This window comes from Rickettsia endosymbiont of Oedothorax gibbosus, assembly GCF_936269705.1.
In the GTDB taxonomy this organism is placed as follows: Bacteria; Pseudomonadota; Alphaproteobacteria; order Rickettsiales; family Rickettsiaceae; genus Tisiphia.
Window position 1 is genome coordinate 100,316 of the sequence record NZ_OW370493.1, and the last position, 15,994, is coordinate 116,309.

The window sequence follows — 15,994 nt, forward strand, 5'->3', positions numbered from 1 at the left end:
TATTTACGTCAATTCGGGATAAGGATATTTGTGAACATGTAGATTAAAATCAAATTTTGTTGAAGGTTTATTTTTCTTTAATGAGTAAGCAACAAGAGTAGATAATATATGGACAAAGGCATTTATTGGTGATCTATGTCTAGTATGTTCAAGGTTCATTTTATTTTTTAGATAATCAAAAACTGTTTCAATTAAGTTACGCTTTCGAAGTAAGATTTTTTCTTTCAAATCCATTAATTTATTTTCCATATTCTTCTTAATTCCATGAATCATTTTTAAGCCTCTTTCATATAAATTTAAGAACAAATTTTGCTTAATATAACCTTTATCAGCTGCTATAATTCCAGTTAATCTTTTTGTTAACTCCGGTACTGGAACCCTATCATCTACATTGCCTTTGGTCACTTTTAATGCCATAAACTCCCCTTTATTATTGATTATTACATGTAATTTAAAACCATAAAAATACCCCATAGAGGATTTACTATGTTTGGCTAATCCTTTAAAAACTTTATTGCTATAACGCCTTTTATTGTGACAAGCTTTAATCGTTGTAGAGTCAATAAAATAAATACCTGTTTCCTCACCAAACAACAAATGAATCAACATATTTAGCGGTATGAATAATCGTGCCATTAATTCAACAAATCTATTATAACTCAAGGCTTTGGGAAAATCATCCTTATGCATGCACTCTATATAACTTTTATAGAAAAATTTAAAATTCTTAGCATAGGATGTATGAAACATAATTATTATTGTTAACATTTCACTTAGACTCATGCTACAACAGCGATTTCTTTGCTTATTTGATGGTAATAACTTTCTCTGTTCATACTCCAAATAAATTTTACAAAAATCATCTATAAAACTATATAATTCTGTGATATCTTTTTTCATGCCTGTAGTTTGTTTTTTTGTTTAAAAATATAAATACTGCAGGCACTCCTTTTTGACAATCCTTTTATCTATTACTATTTCATCTATATCTTATCCCGAACTGACGTAAATCCATTAATTTATTTTCCATATTCTTCTTAATTCCATGAATCATTTTTAAGCCTCTTTCATATAAATTTAAGAACAAATTTTGCTTAATATAACCTTTATCAGCTGCTATAATTCCAGTTAATCTTTTTGTTAACTCCGGTACTGGAACCCTATCATCTACATTGCCTTTGGTCACTTTTAATGCCATAAACTCCCCTTTATTATTGATTATTACATGTAATTTAAAACCATAAAAATACCCCATAGAGGATTTACTATGTTTGGCTAATCCTTTAAAAACTTTATTGCTATAACGCCTTTTATTGTGACAAGCTTTAATCGTTGTAGAGTCAATAAAATAAATACCTGTTTCCTCACCAAACAACAAATGAATCAACATATTTAGCGGTATGAATAATCGTGCCATTAATTCAACAAATCTATTATAACTCAAGGCTTTGGGAAAATCATCCTTATGCATGCACTCTATATAACTTTTATAGAAAAATTTAAAATTCTTAGCATAGGATGTATGAAACATAATTATTATTGTTAACATTTCACTTAGACTCATGCTACAACAGCGATTTCTTTGCTTATTTGATGGTAATAACTTTCTCTGTTCATACTCCAAATAAATTTTACAAAAATCATCTATAAAACTATATAATTCTGTGATATCTTTTTTCATGCCTGTAGTTTGTTTTTTTGTTTAAAAATATAAATACTGCAGGCACTCCTTTTTGACAATCCTTTTATCTATTACTATTTCATCTATATCTTATCCCGAACTGACGTATTTTAGATAATCTAACTCTAGGTTCGGGTAATAGTGTATAACACTCACCAACGCTTAAGTTAGCTAAATCTTCTACAGCAATAATATCTTGTTTATGATACTGTTCGTTATAACTGACTCCATCTCTAAATTCATGAGCACCGAAGCTAGTATTCTTCTGCTGACGCATTAAAGTTTGGCTACCACACATAGAACTAATCATTTTAGCAATTGCTGGCTCAAGATTTCTAAAGAAGAAGGATGTGCCAAACTGCCCGAAGATTGCAGATCCATCATAATGACCATATTGGGAGTAAAGTTGATTTAGAGATTGCATACCAGCTAGGACGCAAGCTCCATATTTTCTACCTTCTGCCATCATAGGTGATAAAGCAGGAAGTTTACCAAGGGCTGGCAGCTCATCGATAACAATCCATACTCTGCGTTTACTATCTATGCCTATTTCCATAAGCTGCGTTAATGCAAGTTCAGTTAAACAAGATATTAGTGGTAAGGTTAATGCACGACTGCTGGGTTTGGTTGCTAGAAATAACCATGCTTTGTTTCCTGTCTGAAGATTAGCAAAGTATTGTTTAATTGAAAATGCTCCATTATCATCGGCAGGCTGTAGGTACATAAGTGGTTTGCTATTTGCTGCCAGTACTGCTACAATAGAGCCAGCCGTTTGCTTGGAGTCACTTGTAAGATATCTAGCGGCTTCAGTGCCTCCTAGTACGATTTTTAGATATTCTATATCTGCATGACATGCCATATTTGCTACATCTTGTACGGAGGCATTTTTTCCTCTCAAAAACTCAACGCAGCTATTGAGGACAGTTTCGGCAGCTGTTTCCCAAAAAGGATCAGAGTGACTGTTGGATTGCTTTCTGTTAAAACCTATTAATATCTTGGAAAATCGCTCTAAATCCTCACGAGATTCACAATCTTTCCAAAAGTCCCAAGCTTTGCCTCGTTGATCGAAAGGATTATACCAATTGCAATAATTAACACGGTGTGTTTATCCAGTCTCTATACATAATTGATTTTACTAAATCTACATTATGAGCAAATTGATTCCAAGCGTAACAAGCCATAGTGACGATATCTTCATATACACCATAACATTGGTTAGACAAGAAATGATTTTTGATCCATTCCCAAACTTGTTCCATTGCATTAAGTTCCGGTGCATAGGGCGGAAGCGGTATCAAAGTGATATTGCTTGGCACAGTTAGTTTTTTGGCTGTGTGCCAACCTGCATTATCCGTTAGTAAAGCTATATGTCGGTTGCCTTGAATACTGCGAGAAAGCTCTTCTAAGAATTTATTCATTGCCTGTGTGTTTGCATATGGTAAAATTAATGCAAAAGCTTCTCCTGTATCATGGCAAGCAGCTCCATAAATATATGTTGAAATGAATTGCTGTTGCCGAACTTTACGGGGTCTAGTGCCACGCTTAGCCCATATACGAGTTAAGCTACCTTGTTGCCCAACTCGAGTTTCATCCTGAGACCATATATCAACTTTACATCTATCGATATTTTTTGGTAATAATTTTGTTAACATGTCTGGGAAGTTTTTTTATATGTATTTTGAGTCTCTTGATTTGACTTTGGATGCATTGAACGAGAAGTAATCCAGCTAAAACCAAGGCGGTGCATAGTATTGTAGACTGTTTTTAAAGCGCATTTAGCACCATATTCCTCAAGTAACATGATATGTAGCTCCTTTCCAGTTATATACCCACCAGTTTTACTTTCACTGAGCGTATTGATTTTATCAAAAAGAGCAGACTCTTGTATAGTGTTAATCTTCCTAGGGGCACCGCTTCTTTGTGATTCAAATAATCCTTCAAAACCATGATTCCTAAATCTTCTGAGCCATGATTGCACAGTTTTCCAGTGTGACTTCACTATTTCAGATATGGCTTTTAAAGATTTGCCTAATTGAAGGTGATACATCGCCAATAAACGTATACGATTTCGACCATGCGGCTCATGTTTCATCATTTTTATAAAATCATGACCATGAAAACCTTGTGGTAATATTAACCTAGCCATTTGAGTACCTTTATCAGTTAAAAACCCATTTTACACCACTGCGTTAATTATTGCAATTGGTATAAAGATAATATCTCCGCGGTGTGGATTGTAGTACTTGGCAATCATCTCCCCAGTTTGATCAATAATAATAGCCGGTTGCTCTTTTGCTTCTACCTGAATCAGTAAATTATTCATGAGATTAGTTTTACCAGCACCTGTTGCACCAGTAATTAACACATGCCTAGTTTCCATATCTTTCACTAGAGGCATATCACCAATAGTTAGATCGCTGGCTTTACCAATTTTACGCAAGCACTTTCTAACTTCTTTGCTAGTCAATACTTTATTGCTACCATCTTTCTGCTTTTCTACTTTTATATCTTTGCCAAATCTTGACCATAGCAGATAGATTAAAACAAAGATGCCAAACATGACTAGCACAGTAAGAGCTAATTGTATTTTAACAAACTCCCATACTGAAAGGTAAGATGCTCTATAGAATCGTGATTTAAGAATTTTGCGTGGATCAATATCTTTGGCATATAAACCTTTTTTGTCATAAGCATCTATTTTAGTATAATAGTCCTTAGCATTGGGGTTAATCGCGTTTCTAATAAAGCTGCCAGCATCATCAAAACTATCAGCTAATAGTGCTTTCTGATAAGTCATAGCCGCCTTTAAATCTAATAGTTGTACTGGTTTGTATGAGATAACGCAGACTATTGCAACACTCACTAACAATGAACTCGTGAAAGAGCTACGTAGAACCTGAAGTAACATCCGTAGCTTATGTAGAAAAACTTGACCACCACCAATAATACCAATTGCAATAATTAACGCAGTGGTGTAAAATGGGTTTTTAACTGATAAAGGTACTCAAATGGCTAGGTTAATATTACCACAAGGTTTTCATGGTCATGATTTTATAAAAATGATGAAACATGAGCCGCATGGTCGAAATCGTATACGTTTATTGGCGATGTATCACCTTCAATTAGGCAAATCTTTAAAAGCCATATCTGAAATAGTGAAGTCACACTGGAAAACTGTGCAATCATGGCTCAGAAGATTTAGGAATCATGGTTTTGAAGGATTATTTGAATCACAAAGAAGCGGCGCCCCTAGGAAGATTAACACTATACAAGAGTCTGCTCTTTTTGATAAAATCAATACGCTCAGTGAAAGTAAAACTGGTGGGTATATAACTGGAAAGGAGCTACATATCATGTTACTTGAGGAATATGGTGCTAAATGCGCTTTAAAAACAGTCTACAATACTATGCACCGCCTTGGTTTTAGCTGGATTACTTCTCGTTCAATGCATCCAAAGTCAAATCAAGAGACTCAAAATACATATAAAAAAACTTCCCAGACATGTTAACAAAATTATTACCAAAAAATATCGATAGATGTAAAGTTGATATATGGTCTCAGGATGAAACTCGAGTTGGGCAACAAGGTAGCTTAACTCGTATATGGGCTAAGCGTGGCACTAGACCCCGTAAAGTTCGGCAACAGCAATTCATTTCAACATATATTTATGGAGCTGCTTGCCATGATACAGGAGAAGCTTTTGCATTAATTTTACCATATGCAAACACACAGGCAATGAATAAATTCTTAGAAGAGCTTTCTCGCAGTATTCAAGGCAACCGACATATAGCTTTACTAACGGATAATGCAGGTTGGCACACAGCCAAAAAACTAACTGTGCCAAGCAATATCACTTTGATACCGCTTCCGCCCTATGCACCGGAACTTAATGCAATGGAACAAGTTTGGGAATGGATCAAAAATCATTTCTTGTCTAACCAATGTTATGGTGTATATGAAGATATCGTCACTATGGCTTGTTACGCTTGGAATCAATTTGCTCATAATGTAGATTTAGTAAAATCAATTATGTATAGAGACTGGATAAACACACCGTGTTAATTATTGCAATTGGTATAAAATCATTTAACATATTTTACCTAATTCTTAATTTCCGTATCGCTTTTTAACCATGCCACTAACACTTTGCATGAATATTGCCTATACGTCAGTTCGGGATAAGATATAGATGAAATAGTAATAGATAAAAGGATTGTCAAAAAGGAGTGCCTGCAGTATTTATATTTTTAAACAAAAAAACAAACTACAGGCATGAAAAAAGATATCACAGAATTATATAGTTTTATAGATGATTTTTGTAAAATTTATTTGGAGTATGAACAGAGAAAGTTATTACCATCAAATAAGCAAAGAAATCGCTGTTGTAGCATGAGTCTAAGTGAAATGTTAACAATAATAATTATGTTTCATACATCCTATGCTAAGAATTTTAAATTTTTCTATAAAAGTTATATAGAGTGCATGCATAAGGATGATTTTCCCAAAGCCTTGAGTTATAATAGATTTGTTGAATTAATGGCACGATTATTCATACCGCTAAATATGTTGATTCATTTGTTGTTTGGTGAGGAAACAGGTATTTATTTTATTGACTCTACAACGATTAAAGCTTGTCACAATAAAAGGCGTTATAGCAATAAAGTTTTTAAAGGATTAGCCAAACATAGTAAATCCTCTATGGGGTATTTTTATGGTTTTAAATTACATGTAATAATCAATAATAAAGGGGAGTTTATGGCATTAAAAGTGACCAAAGGCAATGTAGATGATAGGGTTCCAGTACCGGAGTTAACAAAAAGATTAACTGGAATTATAGCAGCTGATAAAGGTTATATTAAGCAAAATTTGTTCTTAAATTTATATGAAAGAGGCTTAAAAATGATTCATGGAATTAAGAAGAATATGGAAAATAAATTAATGGATTTGAAAGAAAAAATCTTACTTCGAAAGCGTAACTTAATTGAAACAGTTTTTGATTATCTAAAAAATAAAATGAACCTTGAACATACTAGACATAGATCACCAATAAATGCCTTTGTCCATATATTATCTACTCTTGTTGCTTACTCATTAAAGAAAAATAAACCTTCAACAAAATTTGATTTTAATCTACATGTTCACAATATCCTTATCCCGAATTGACGTATATTCTACTAATGTATAGGCAAGGCTTGACAAAATTAGTCTGAGTTGATTAGCCCACCATTTATGGCATGAAGTGCGATCGGCAAATAGCTCTAACTGTTGCTCTTTTATACGATTTTCCATATCTCCACGTGCACAGTAATTTTTATCATATAAATCTTCTGGCTTACCTGCTAAATTAGTTACTATATATCTTGGATTCTCACCAAGGCTAGTTACTTCTGCTTTACCAACTATCTTACGATGACGACTCCAGCTATCAGCTTTATATTTAAATTCACTAAAAAAGCGTTGCTTCTCTTTGCTAATTGTGAAGGCTTCGTTAGATTGTTGCATCAATGGCTCAAGCAGCTTGTTGAGTCTAGTATTTTGGGCTATTCCGACTATATATTTTACATTATTTTCATCACACCAATCCAGCATCTGATGACGACAAAATCCACCATCACCACGAAAAATAATCTCTACTTCAGGCCACGATTGACGAAAACGCTTGACTAATAGAGATAATATTGCCCAGCTATGCTTTGCTTGTTCTAGCTTTGAGCTGCGAAGATTGCTTACTAACAGCTTTTTTCCACAAAAAACATATAAAGGTAGAAAGCAATTATGACGATAATATCCATGATAAAACTTCCCCTCTTGATTGCCATAAATTTCATCATCAGTGGCATCAAAATCAAGTATTAATTGTTTCGGCACGGTTTTATGAGATTCGACAAACTTGTCAATCATCACCTTATGAGCTTTAAGAGCAAATCCACGATCTGCTTTATTTTCTAAACGGCATAAAGTAGAGCTACTAGCCATATCGTCCAGTGTGTCTATACTTGTTTGCAAAGCTGGACATTTTCTTAAATTATCGTGATCATTTAAATCTTCATAACCAAGAGCAATACCATAAATACGCTGTTTGAGCATTGTTAAAATAGTATGAGTAATTTTATCAGAATCTCGCTTATCAGGAAAAATCTTAGCCAGTTCATTAGTTAGACCAAGTCTTTTATCTGCTTCTCTTAGCAATAATACACCTCCATCGCTACTAATATTACCTCCTGTGAAATTTATTTCTATTTGACGATTTTTTACTTTCGATTGGTAAATTAATCCTGTACAATTTGTCATGGCAAAACCCTCTATGTAATCTTCTTTTAACACTGATATTATATAGTATTACAAGGGTTTTGTCTCTATTCTTTCATGCAATATTCAGGCTAGCAAGTTGTAACCATTCTGCAGGAATATTTATGAGCTTTGGTTAGCAGAATCGTACCACATTCCATCGTTTTTGAACCAATTGATGGCATGAAATTTTCAACTGATATCCAATCCTCATTCTTAGCTAATTTTAAATCTTTTCCTTGTCGTACCCGACACACCCAACTCCACCCTTGTTTTTCTATTTCCTTAAACCATTCAATATGAAAGCCAGCGTCCATAATCACAATAACCCTTTTTCCATCAGGTATTATACTCTTTAATTTATTTAAAAATTCTACCGTTCTGCCCTTTAATTCACCTTCTTCAAACACATCTTGATACAAAGGTAAACTCATCCCTCTTGTACAAAATTGAGCACTTAGCATTTGTACCATGCGATCATCTTTAAGATAACATAAATCAATCACAACACTGTCATCATTAGAATGCTTGATAAACTCAAATATGAAATATGATAAAGCACTATAGAGATTATCAACCTCGTTATATAAATGTTTGTTACCTATACATCTATCAACTTTTTTTATTTTATGTTTTACTTTACTATCACCACTCAAGTTCCTGCCAATTGCACTCAAAGACAAATTCTGACTATATCGCAAGCCTTCTGCAACATCAAGTAACGCATTTAAACGATTATTATGTATAAAAGGACAATGTTCTTTTATTACTTCATTTAATACTGTTTTTACATCCATAACCTACTATCTCCATCATCATTAAATAATGAAGATATTCTATCAATTCTTGCTATTTTGCAACAATTTCGTGGGGATACATCAGATTGCGAGGAGCCACTTTAGTGGCGACAAAGCAATCCACAAAAGTGATTAAAAATGGATTGCCACGCCACCTACGGTGGCTCGCTAATAGACAACTTTTTAATTTATATATTAAAGCATAACTTGTATTGTAGAAAGATTTTTAATATGCTACAAAGACAAAGTAAAATTACGTATTTATAACACTATGTCTATTAGGTTCATATTAGTCCTATATTTGTTTTGCCTTTTTCCTTTATATTCATATGCTAATATGGATGCGGAAATTGCTGAATCACATAAATGTTCAAAGATGTTTCCTTACTTCGAAAAAACACACCAAATTCCTCCTGACACCCTATACTCAATATCTTTAAAAGAATCTGGCAAAAAACATACTGAACATAAAATCATGGTGGTTTGGCCTTGGACTGTCAATGTTGAGGGGAAAGGGTATCATTTTAACACTAAAAGAGAAGCGATATTCTTTGTAAGAAAACAAATTATTCAAGGTAAAGAAAATATTGATGTAGGATGCATGCAAATTAACCTAAAACACCATTTAAAGGCGTTTAACTCCTTAAATCAAGCTTTTGATCCTGAGCAAAACGTTGCTTATGGTGCTAAATTTCTCAAAGCTAAATATGATCAGTTAGGTAGTTGGCACAAAGCCATCGCCTATTACCATTCAGCTACTCATGATCTTGGCTATAAATATAAGCAAGATGTTATCAAGATTGCTAACAATATGGACTTGTATAAAAATTCTGTTAATATGTATAGTGGGAATTACCCTAATAATATAGCTACAACGACCCCAACAAATAAACGAAGCCCTTCATTTGTAAGTAATATTAGGAAATATAAGAGTGGTATTATGGTAGCACTACCAAAAGCTAGCTAGATTAAAATTTAGGTAACAATTATATTTGATCGTGATAAGTTAAAATTTAACCGTGAAAAAGTGATTCATAATATCGCTAAATGTTGGTTTTTTCAACATGCAGCAGAAGATATTATTGAACGTTTGAGTATTATTGATAAAAAATTTCCCAATATTCTAGATTTAGGAGGGCGTACTGGTCAATTAACAAAACTATTAGTGCAGAACTATAACTATGCTATAATTGTAGTGACTAATGCATCTAATACTATGTTACAATCCTTTGAGCATAATCCAAAATTGCTACTTGATGAAGAAATTTTACCTCTTAAAACAGCTAGTTTTGATCTAGTAACTTTTTCCTTAGGTTTACATTGGATCAATGATGTACAAAATTTTCTGTCACAAATAAAACGTATTTTAAAACCAGATGGTCTATTTATTGCTAATTTTATCGGTGGTAACAGCCTAAAGGAACTACGAATGAAATTTATCGAAGCTGAAATAGCAACAAATCGCCCTCACTTCCAACATGTTTCCCCTTTTATACATTTTGATCACGTCACACCTTTGTTACAACAGGCAGGATTTACAGAGATTATCGTTGATTATGAAAATATTCAGCTGAACTATAAAAGTCCTTTAGATTTCATTAGAGAGCTAAAGAATATAGGAGAATCTGGGGCATTATTGCAAAACCCTCACAACCTAATATCGAAGCAAATGCTTTCTATTCTAAGTAATACTACGTCGACTTTCACCGAGCAAATTAATATAATTAGTTTCATTGCCTCTCCGACTAAGAATAGCATAAAAACTTGTTATATAGTCAATTGATGAGAAGTTGGTGACGTCGTCACTCATCGCTCGCCTATTACTTATAGGCGTCGCTCCATCGCTCCTAGCACCAAATCCTCCTGAATTGACTATAGTGAATTAACTTGAATTAGCAACGTTATAAATCCGGTTAGTATTTAGCCTCAGCGTCATTGCGAGCCACCGTAGGTGGCGTGGCAATCCATTTCTAATAACTTTTGTGGATTGCTTCGTCGACCTTACGGTCTCCTCGCAATGACGGCACGATGGGTGCTTATTTGGCACTAATTCAGGTTAATTGACTATAATAGGCGAGTGACGACGCATAGTACCCTACAATTTTTGTAAAGATGGTATTAGGATAGAAAAAAGTTTTTGTTTGGGAGGTATTAATAATGTGGATATTAGCTGCGTTATGGCTGTTGTAGATTGATAAAAAGCATTTTTGATATGATCAAAGCCATAGGTAAATAATGAAAACAATTGTCTTTCAATGGTTTTGTACCGTTTTATTCGGATGGGATTTAAGGCATTTTGTATTATTCCATTTTTGACTATTAAAGCTGAAGCAATAGCAGTTATCACTAATAATTTTTCAAATCTATCCAATTTTACAATGTGACTTTTTTCAATATCAAAACCACCGCTTTTTAGGTGCAAAAATAGTCGTTCAACACTCCAACGAAATTTATATAAAGCAAAAATATCTTGCTCTATTTCAATTGAAGACACCAGAACCATCAGCTCGCTCTTATCATTTCTATATGCGGTAAAATTAACCTTTCTATTCCATAATATACCACTACAAGCCCTATACTCTAAGGCTTTAACATCACTAAATATTCTTTCAATGGTTAAAGTTCTTAAACCTTTTGTAAGACGAATTTTATGATCCATTTTTAATGGAATAACAAACTTTAGATGGTTATTTATCAGAAAGTCTAACCATTCTTTATTCATAAATTCTCTATCAGCAAGCAAATATTTTATTCTTTCAACGCCAAAATTATTAATAAATTTCTGTAAAAATTCCTTCATAAATTCTGCAGAACACCCGCCACCATGCGACAAAGTCTTCCAGAATATTGGCACCGATATTTTACCAATTACCATTACTAAAAATAAAATATTAATATCGGATTTACCAAATTTCCAACTTGTCCTATCCATTGCTACGACATAATTTTTTGAAGCAAAAAAGCTTAATAGCAAATAGCCAACCTTCATATAATCAAAATTAAAATCTTTTAAAAAACGATAAATTCTATGAGTTTTTGACGTCGCTTTAGCATCACCTAAAATACCAAGTGCTAAACCTTTTTGATAAATTGAGCTGCCCGTCAGCAAACTAATTACCATACCAACCAAACATTTTAATCTTGATTTATTTCCGTCTATATATAAAATCAATTCTTGAAGTATTATATTATGCATTTTGTTATAAAAATACCTACCTTATACTACTTCACACCACTCTAAATCAACCATTCTTCTTCATCTTCTCAAAATTGTAGGGTACTATAGTGACGACGTCCCCAACTTCTCATCAATTTATAGCTAATTAGGATAAATATTATTGCTAATAAAGCACATATATCGCCATATTGGGAGTATAAAGTTTCATATTTCAGCTTATTTGGTAATAAACTATCTATATAACCTACTTCATTGAGAGTTCGTTGTTGAATAATTCTACCTACCGGGTCTATTACAGCCGATATACCATTATTAGCCGTTCTAAGCATAGGAAGACCGTTTTCTATACTACGCATACGACTAATTTGTAAATGTTGGTATGGACCAGAGGAGTTTCCATACCATGTATCATTAGTGACGTTAATAATCACATCTGAAAGTTTATTACTCGTTTGAACGAGATTTGGAAAGATTGCTTCATAACAAATCAGAGGTTTTATGGTTATAGCAGGTTGGTCAATACTAACCAATTGTTTGCTTCCTTCAGTATAATCTAATAACCCAGGGGTTAATTTCTTCAATGGTAATATCCATTTAAGAGGCATATACTCACCAAATGGCACTAAATGAGATTTATGATATTCAAATAATTTATCCCCTTCTTTTGTTAAAGCGTATAAACTTGTATAAATTTCAAAATCATCTCCCTGTTTACCATTATTTGTTATACCACCAGTAATTAAAATTGCCTTTTTATTTTCTAGCATCTTTAATATTTTCATTTTGATTGGTTTATAGTCATATGGTACTACCATAGCGGCTTCCGACCATATAATTAGATCTACGTCACCTGGTTTTTCAGATAATGCAATATGAAGATTTAAATTTTTCCAAAATTCTTCAACGTCCCATTTAGCAATTTGTGGAATAGTTGGCTGAACTAATCGAACTTTTATATTTGAGAAATCGCTAGGATTGTTATGTAGCCTTAATAAACCGTAGGAAGTTATTATAGAAAATATTATTAATGAATTCACTAATAATATTTTTAATAGATTATATTGTTTAGTAAATAGGTGATAAAAACTAGTTGATATATATATTACAATAAAACTTAAACCATATATTCCTATAATACTAGAAGACTGGATGAGAGTATCGGAAAATGAAAAAGCGTATCCAAGTAAATTCCACGGCAATCCGGTAAATATCCATGATCTTACCCATTCAAAAAATACCCAATAAAGGCAAAATATAAACTGATATAAATTATTATTCTTCGCTAAAAATCCTAAACCGCAGGTTATAGCGATGAAACAAGCAAGAATAACTGGTAAACCAAATAACGCCAATGGTATCGCCCACCAAAATTCATCAATATAAACAGTGACCCCTATACTAATCCAGTACATATTGACTAAAAAATGCCCAAAACCAAATATAAAGCCTAATATAGAGGCTTCTTGCCAATTATTAGCAATTTGTACTTGATAACATAGTAGTGCCAAGAAAAATAACCCAGGTACGAAGAAAGTTGGAGCAAAAACTAAACCGCTAACCATACCTGAAATAAGTATAAATATTTTGGATAAAAACATTAGTGCTATCTATTATTAGTGTTATACTTTGGTTATATTCTCACCTTACGATAAATCCCATGACAATTTAAAAATTCCGGAAAAGTACAAAACGTCATTGCGAGACCACTACGTGGTCGAAGCAATCCACATTCATTAGATTGCTTCGTCGCTACTAAAGTAGCTTCTCGCAATGACGCCAAGCTATTTTCTATATGACTTTTAAATGCCATGCGTAAGGTGAGTTATATTTTAAAAGTTATTTACAAAAATATACATAATGCTATTGTTTGAGCAAGGTCTAATTATAAAGTATGGAGAATATATGCAAATTGTGGGTTTACTTGATGGTAAAAAAGGACTAATTACAGGCGTCGCTAATAATTTGTCAATATCTTGGGCTATTGCTCAAATGACCAAAGAACATGGTGCAGACTTAGCCCTTACCTATCAAGGAGAAATGCTTGAAAAACGCGTTAAGCCCCTTGCTGAGGAAATTGGTTGTAATTTTGTTGCTCCATGTGACGTAACCGATGAACAGTCACTTGATAATTTGTTTAAACTTATTGAACAAAAATGGGGAAAGCTTGATTTTTTAGTTCATTCTATAGCTTTTTCTGATCGAAATGAATTGAAAGGTAGATATATAGATACCACATTACCTAATTTTCTTAATAGCATGAATATATCATGTTATTCTCTAACTGCTATGGCAAAGCGTGCAGAACCTTTGATGAAAGATGGGGGAAGTATCCTGACTCTAACTTATTATGGCTCCCAAAAGGTGATTCGTAATTATAATGTGATGGGACTTGCTAAAGCTGCATTAGAATGCAGTGTAAAATATCTTGCAACTGATATGGGGTCAAATAACATCCGAGTGAATGCCATATCAGCTGGGCCTATTAAAACTCTAGCATCTAGTGGTATTAGTGATTTTAAAACTATGCTCGCTTCCCATGAGGCTACTTCACCGTTACGCAGAAATATTTCGCCTAGTGATGTTGCAGGGTCTGCTTTATACCTGCTGAGTAGCTTATCATCAGGAGTTACCGGTGAGATACATTATGTAGATTGTGGGTTTAACACTATAATAGGAACTGTATTAGCCGAGTAACTCATTGCTTCGTCATTGCGAGGAGGTCGCCAGACCGACGAAGCAATTCACAAAAGTAACCAAAAATGGATTGCCACGACCATTAAATGGTCTCGCAATGACAGCATGATGGGTGCTTATTCGGCACTAATTCAGGTAAATTGACTATAAACGAAAGAGTTGTAATTTCCACGTTATAAATTGTCATCCCTGCTTAACTTAGTGTCATACCTGCGTAGGCAGGTATCCAGCACAACTGTTGAAAGTTATAAGAGGAAGCGGGTTTTAGATAGGTTTTCTGTCATTGCGAGACCACGTAGTGGTCGTGGCAATCCATCTTTGGTTACTTTTATGGATTGCTTCGTCGACCTAAGGTCTTTCTCGCAATGACGTTGACCACATACGACTTTTAAACTATCCGGTCTAAAACCGTTTCCTTTTCTAACTTCCAACAGTTGTGGGGGTGACATTAAGACGAGTGTTATTATTTTAACTAATATAAAGCAAAATAAAGTCAGTTGATGAAAAGAATTATAAAATGTTTATATCAGGCAATTTTAAAAACAATTGAACATGATGGGGTTGAACATTCAGGGTATATGTCATTTATGATACTCATGGCATTTTTTCCTTTTTTAGTTTTTTTATTAGCATTAACAAGTTTTATTGGTGCCTCAGAACTCGGGCAGAATTTTATAACTATCTTTCTTGAGAGTATGCCAGAATTGGCTACTGACTCAATAAAAACTAGGATAAATGAACTTAGTAAAACTCCACCTCAAAGTCTAATGACCGTAGCGATAGTAGGAAGTATATGGACCGCATCATCTTTTGTTGAATGTTTAAGAACAATCTTAAATAGGGTATATGAAATAAAATCACCCCCTCCATACATAAGACGAAGATTACTTAGCATAGTACAGTTCTTAGTAATCAGCATATTCGTTACTTTTGCTATGTTCATTTTAATTATAGTGCCAATAATATTGACAAAACTTCCGATGATTTTACAAATAATGGAAGAACATATGCTAGCTCTAACTATTTTACGATATGTTATAATTTTTTGTTCATTATTTATTACCTCATCATCATTATATTATATCGTCCCTAATATAACATTAAATTTTACAGATGTAGTTCCTGGAGCTTTATTAACAGTAATTTTATGGGTGATAAGTGGATATTTATTATCTACTTGGATAAGAAGTTATAACCAATTAAGCATAATATATGGTTCACTTGGTGGTATAATAATAACCCTAATGTTCTTTTATATTATTAACATGATTTTTATATATGGTGCAGAATTTAATTATTTGCTAAAAAAATACCACTGAATTATTAAATAAAAGTAAATCTTTGTTTACTTTTAT

Annotated in this window: 15 protein-coding genes and 2 pseudogenes; 7 read left to right on the top strand and 10 right to left on the bottom strand. The window is 33.2% G+C overall.

From position 1 onward, the window contains the following. Nucleotides 1-3: 3 nt before the first annotated feature. From NBW66_RS00540 to NBW66_RS00565, 6 genes and pseudogenes are all read right to left on the bottom strand, one after another. On the bottom strand, nucleotides 4-900 hold the full coding sequence (locus tag NBW66_RS00540; protein WP_250311430.1) for an IS982 family transposase: 897 nt from the start codon (nucleotides 898-900) through the stop codon (nucleotides 4-6). A 100-nt stretch (nucleotides 901-1,000) separates the two neighbouring features. Beyond that, nucleotides 1,001-1,681: pseudogene (locus tag NBW66_RS00545) on the bottom strand (IS982 family transposase); the annotation flags it as partial. A 79-nt stretch (nucleotides 1,682-1,760) separates the two neighbouring features. Further along, nucleotides 1,761-2,744, bottom strand: a pseudogene (locus NBW66_RS00550) (type IV secretion system DNA-binding domain-containing protein); the annotation flags it as partial. A gap of 28 nt (nucleotides 2,745-2,772) precedes the next feature. Further along, complete coding sequence (locus NBW66_RS00555; protein ID WP_250310543.1) at nucleotides 2,773-3,333, bottom strand: IS630 family transposase; 561 nt, start codon at nucleotides 3,331-3,333, stop codon at nucleotides 2,773-2,775. After that, nucleotides 3,327-3,827, bottom strand: coding sequence for a helix-turn-helix domain-containing protein (locus NBW66_RS00560; RefSeq protein WP_250310542.1), 501 nt, complete (start codon nucleotides 3,825-3,827; stop codon nucleotides 3,327-3,329). Before NBW66_RS00560 ends, NBW66_RS00555 begins: the two co-directional genes overlap by 7 nt. A 30-nt stretch (nucleotides 3,828-3,857) precedes the next feature. Next, complete coding sequence (locus tag NBW66_RS00565; RefSeq protein ID WP_250311431.1) at nucleotides 3,858-4,544, bottom strand: type IV secretion system DNA-binding domain-containing protein; 687 nt, start codon at nucleotides 4,542-4,544, stop codon at nucleotides 3,858-3,860. A gap of 145 nt (nucleotides 4,545-4,689) precedes the next feature. Between NBW66_RS00565 and NBW66_RS00570 the strand changes: the two genes are divergently transcribed. From NBW66_RS00570 to NBW66_RS00580, 3 genes are all read left to right on the top strand, one after another. Then, nucleotides 4,690-5,190 carry a helix-turn-helix domain-containing protein gene (locus NBW66_RS00570; protein ID WP_250310542.1) on the top strand — a complete coding sequence of 167 codons (501 nt, stop codon included), beginning with the start codon at nucleotides 4,690-4,692 and terminating at the stop codon, nucleotides 5,188-5,190. Then, entirely contained in the window at nucleotides 5,184-5,744 is a 561-nt protein-coding gene (locus tag NBW66_RS00575) for an IS630 family transposase (RefSeq protein WP_250310543.1), read from the top strand. Before NBW66_RS00570 ends, NBW66_RS00575 begins: the two co-directional genes overlap by 7 nt. Nucleotides 5,745-5,954: 210 nt before the next feature. After that, nucleotides 5,955-6,845 carry an IS982 family transposase gene (locus NBW66_RS00580; RefSeq protein WP_250310582.1) on the top strand — a complete coding sequence of 297 codons (891 nt, stop codon included), beginning with the start codon at nucleotides 5,955-5,957 and terminating at the stop codon, nucleotides 6,843-6,845. On the opposite strand, the gene NBW66_RS00585 is transcribed toward NBW66_RS00580, so the two are convergent. After that, nucleotides 6,813-8,006, bottom strand: coding sequence for an IS1380 family transposase (locus tag NBW66_RS00585; RefSeq protein ID WP_250311432.1), 1,194 nt, complete (start codon nucleotides 8,004-8,006; stop codon nucleotides 6,813-6,815). The genes NBW66_RS00580 and NBW66_RS00585 overlap by 33 nt on opposite strands. Nucleotides 8,007-8,062: 56 nt before the next feature. Further along, the gene (locus NBW66_RS00590; protein ID WP_250311433.1) at nucleotides 8,063-8,767 is read right to left on the bottom strand and encodes a transposase; all 705 of its coding nucleotides are present in this window, start codon (nucleotides 8,765-8,767) and stop codon (nucleotides 8,063-8,065) included. Between the two features lie 337 nt (nucleotides 8,768-9,104). Here NBW66_RS00590 and NBW66_RS00595 point away from each other — a divergent pair, with 337 nt between their 5' ends. Both NBW66_RS00595 and NBW66_RS00600 read left to right on the top strand, forming a co-directional pair. Further along, the gene (locus tag NBW66_RS00595) at nucleotides 9,105-9,734 is read left to right on the top strand and encodes a lytic transglycosylase domain-containing protein (RefSeq protein ID WP_250311434.1); all 630 of its coding nucleotides are present in this window, start codon (nucleotides 9,105-9,107) and stop codon (nucleotides 9,732-9,734) included. Nucleotides 9,735-9,806: 72 nt separating this feature from the next. After that, on the top strand, nucleotides 9,807-10,550 hold the full coding sequence (locus NBW66_RS00600) for a methyltransferase domain-containing protein (RefSeq protein ID WP_284346783.1): 744 nt from the start codon (nucleotides 9,807-9,809) through the stop codon (nucleotides 10,548-10,550). Nucleotides 10,551-10,862: 312 nt separating this feature from the next. Here the strand turns inward: NBW66_RS00600 and NBW66_RS00605 are convergent, their stop codons facing one another. Together NBW66_RS00605 and lnt are read right to left on the bottom strand one after the other, a co-directional pair. Then, nucleotides 10,863-11,963 carry a transposase gene (locus NBW66_RS00605; RefSeq protein WP_250310546.1) on the bottom strand — a complete coding sequence of 367 codons (1,101 nt, stop codon included), beginning with the start codon at nucleotides 11,961-11,963 and terminating at the stop codon, nucleotides 10,863-10,865. A 68-nt stretch (nucleotides 11,964-12,031) separates the two neighbouring features. Further along, nucleotides 12,032-13,543 carry an apolipoprotein N-acyltransferase gene (gene lnt, locus NBW66_RS00610; protein WP_250311435.1) on the bottom strand — a complete coding sequence of 504 codons (1,512 nt, stop codon included), beginning with the start codon at nucleotides 13,541-13,543 and terminating at the stop codon, nucleotides 12,032-12,034. A gap of 304 nt (nucleotides 13,544-13,847) precedes the next feature. Here lnt and NBW66_RS00615 point away from each other — a divergent pair, with 304 nt between their 5' ends. After that, a complete protein-coding gene (locus tag NBW66_RS00615) occupies nucleotides 13,848-14,639 on the top strand; it encodes an enoyl-ACP reductase FabI (protein ID WP_250311436.1) in 792 nt (263 codons plus the stop codon). 500 nt (nucleotides 14,640-15,139) lie between these two features. After that, the gene (locus tag NBW66_RS00620; protein WP_250310811.1) at nucleotides 15,140-15,958 is read left to right on the top strand and encodes a YihY/virulence factor BrkB family protein; all 819 of its coding nucleotides are present in this window, start codon (nucleotides 15,140-15,142) and stop codon (nucleotides 15,956-15,958) included. Nucleotides 15,959-15,994 lie beyond the last annotated feature (36 nt).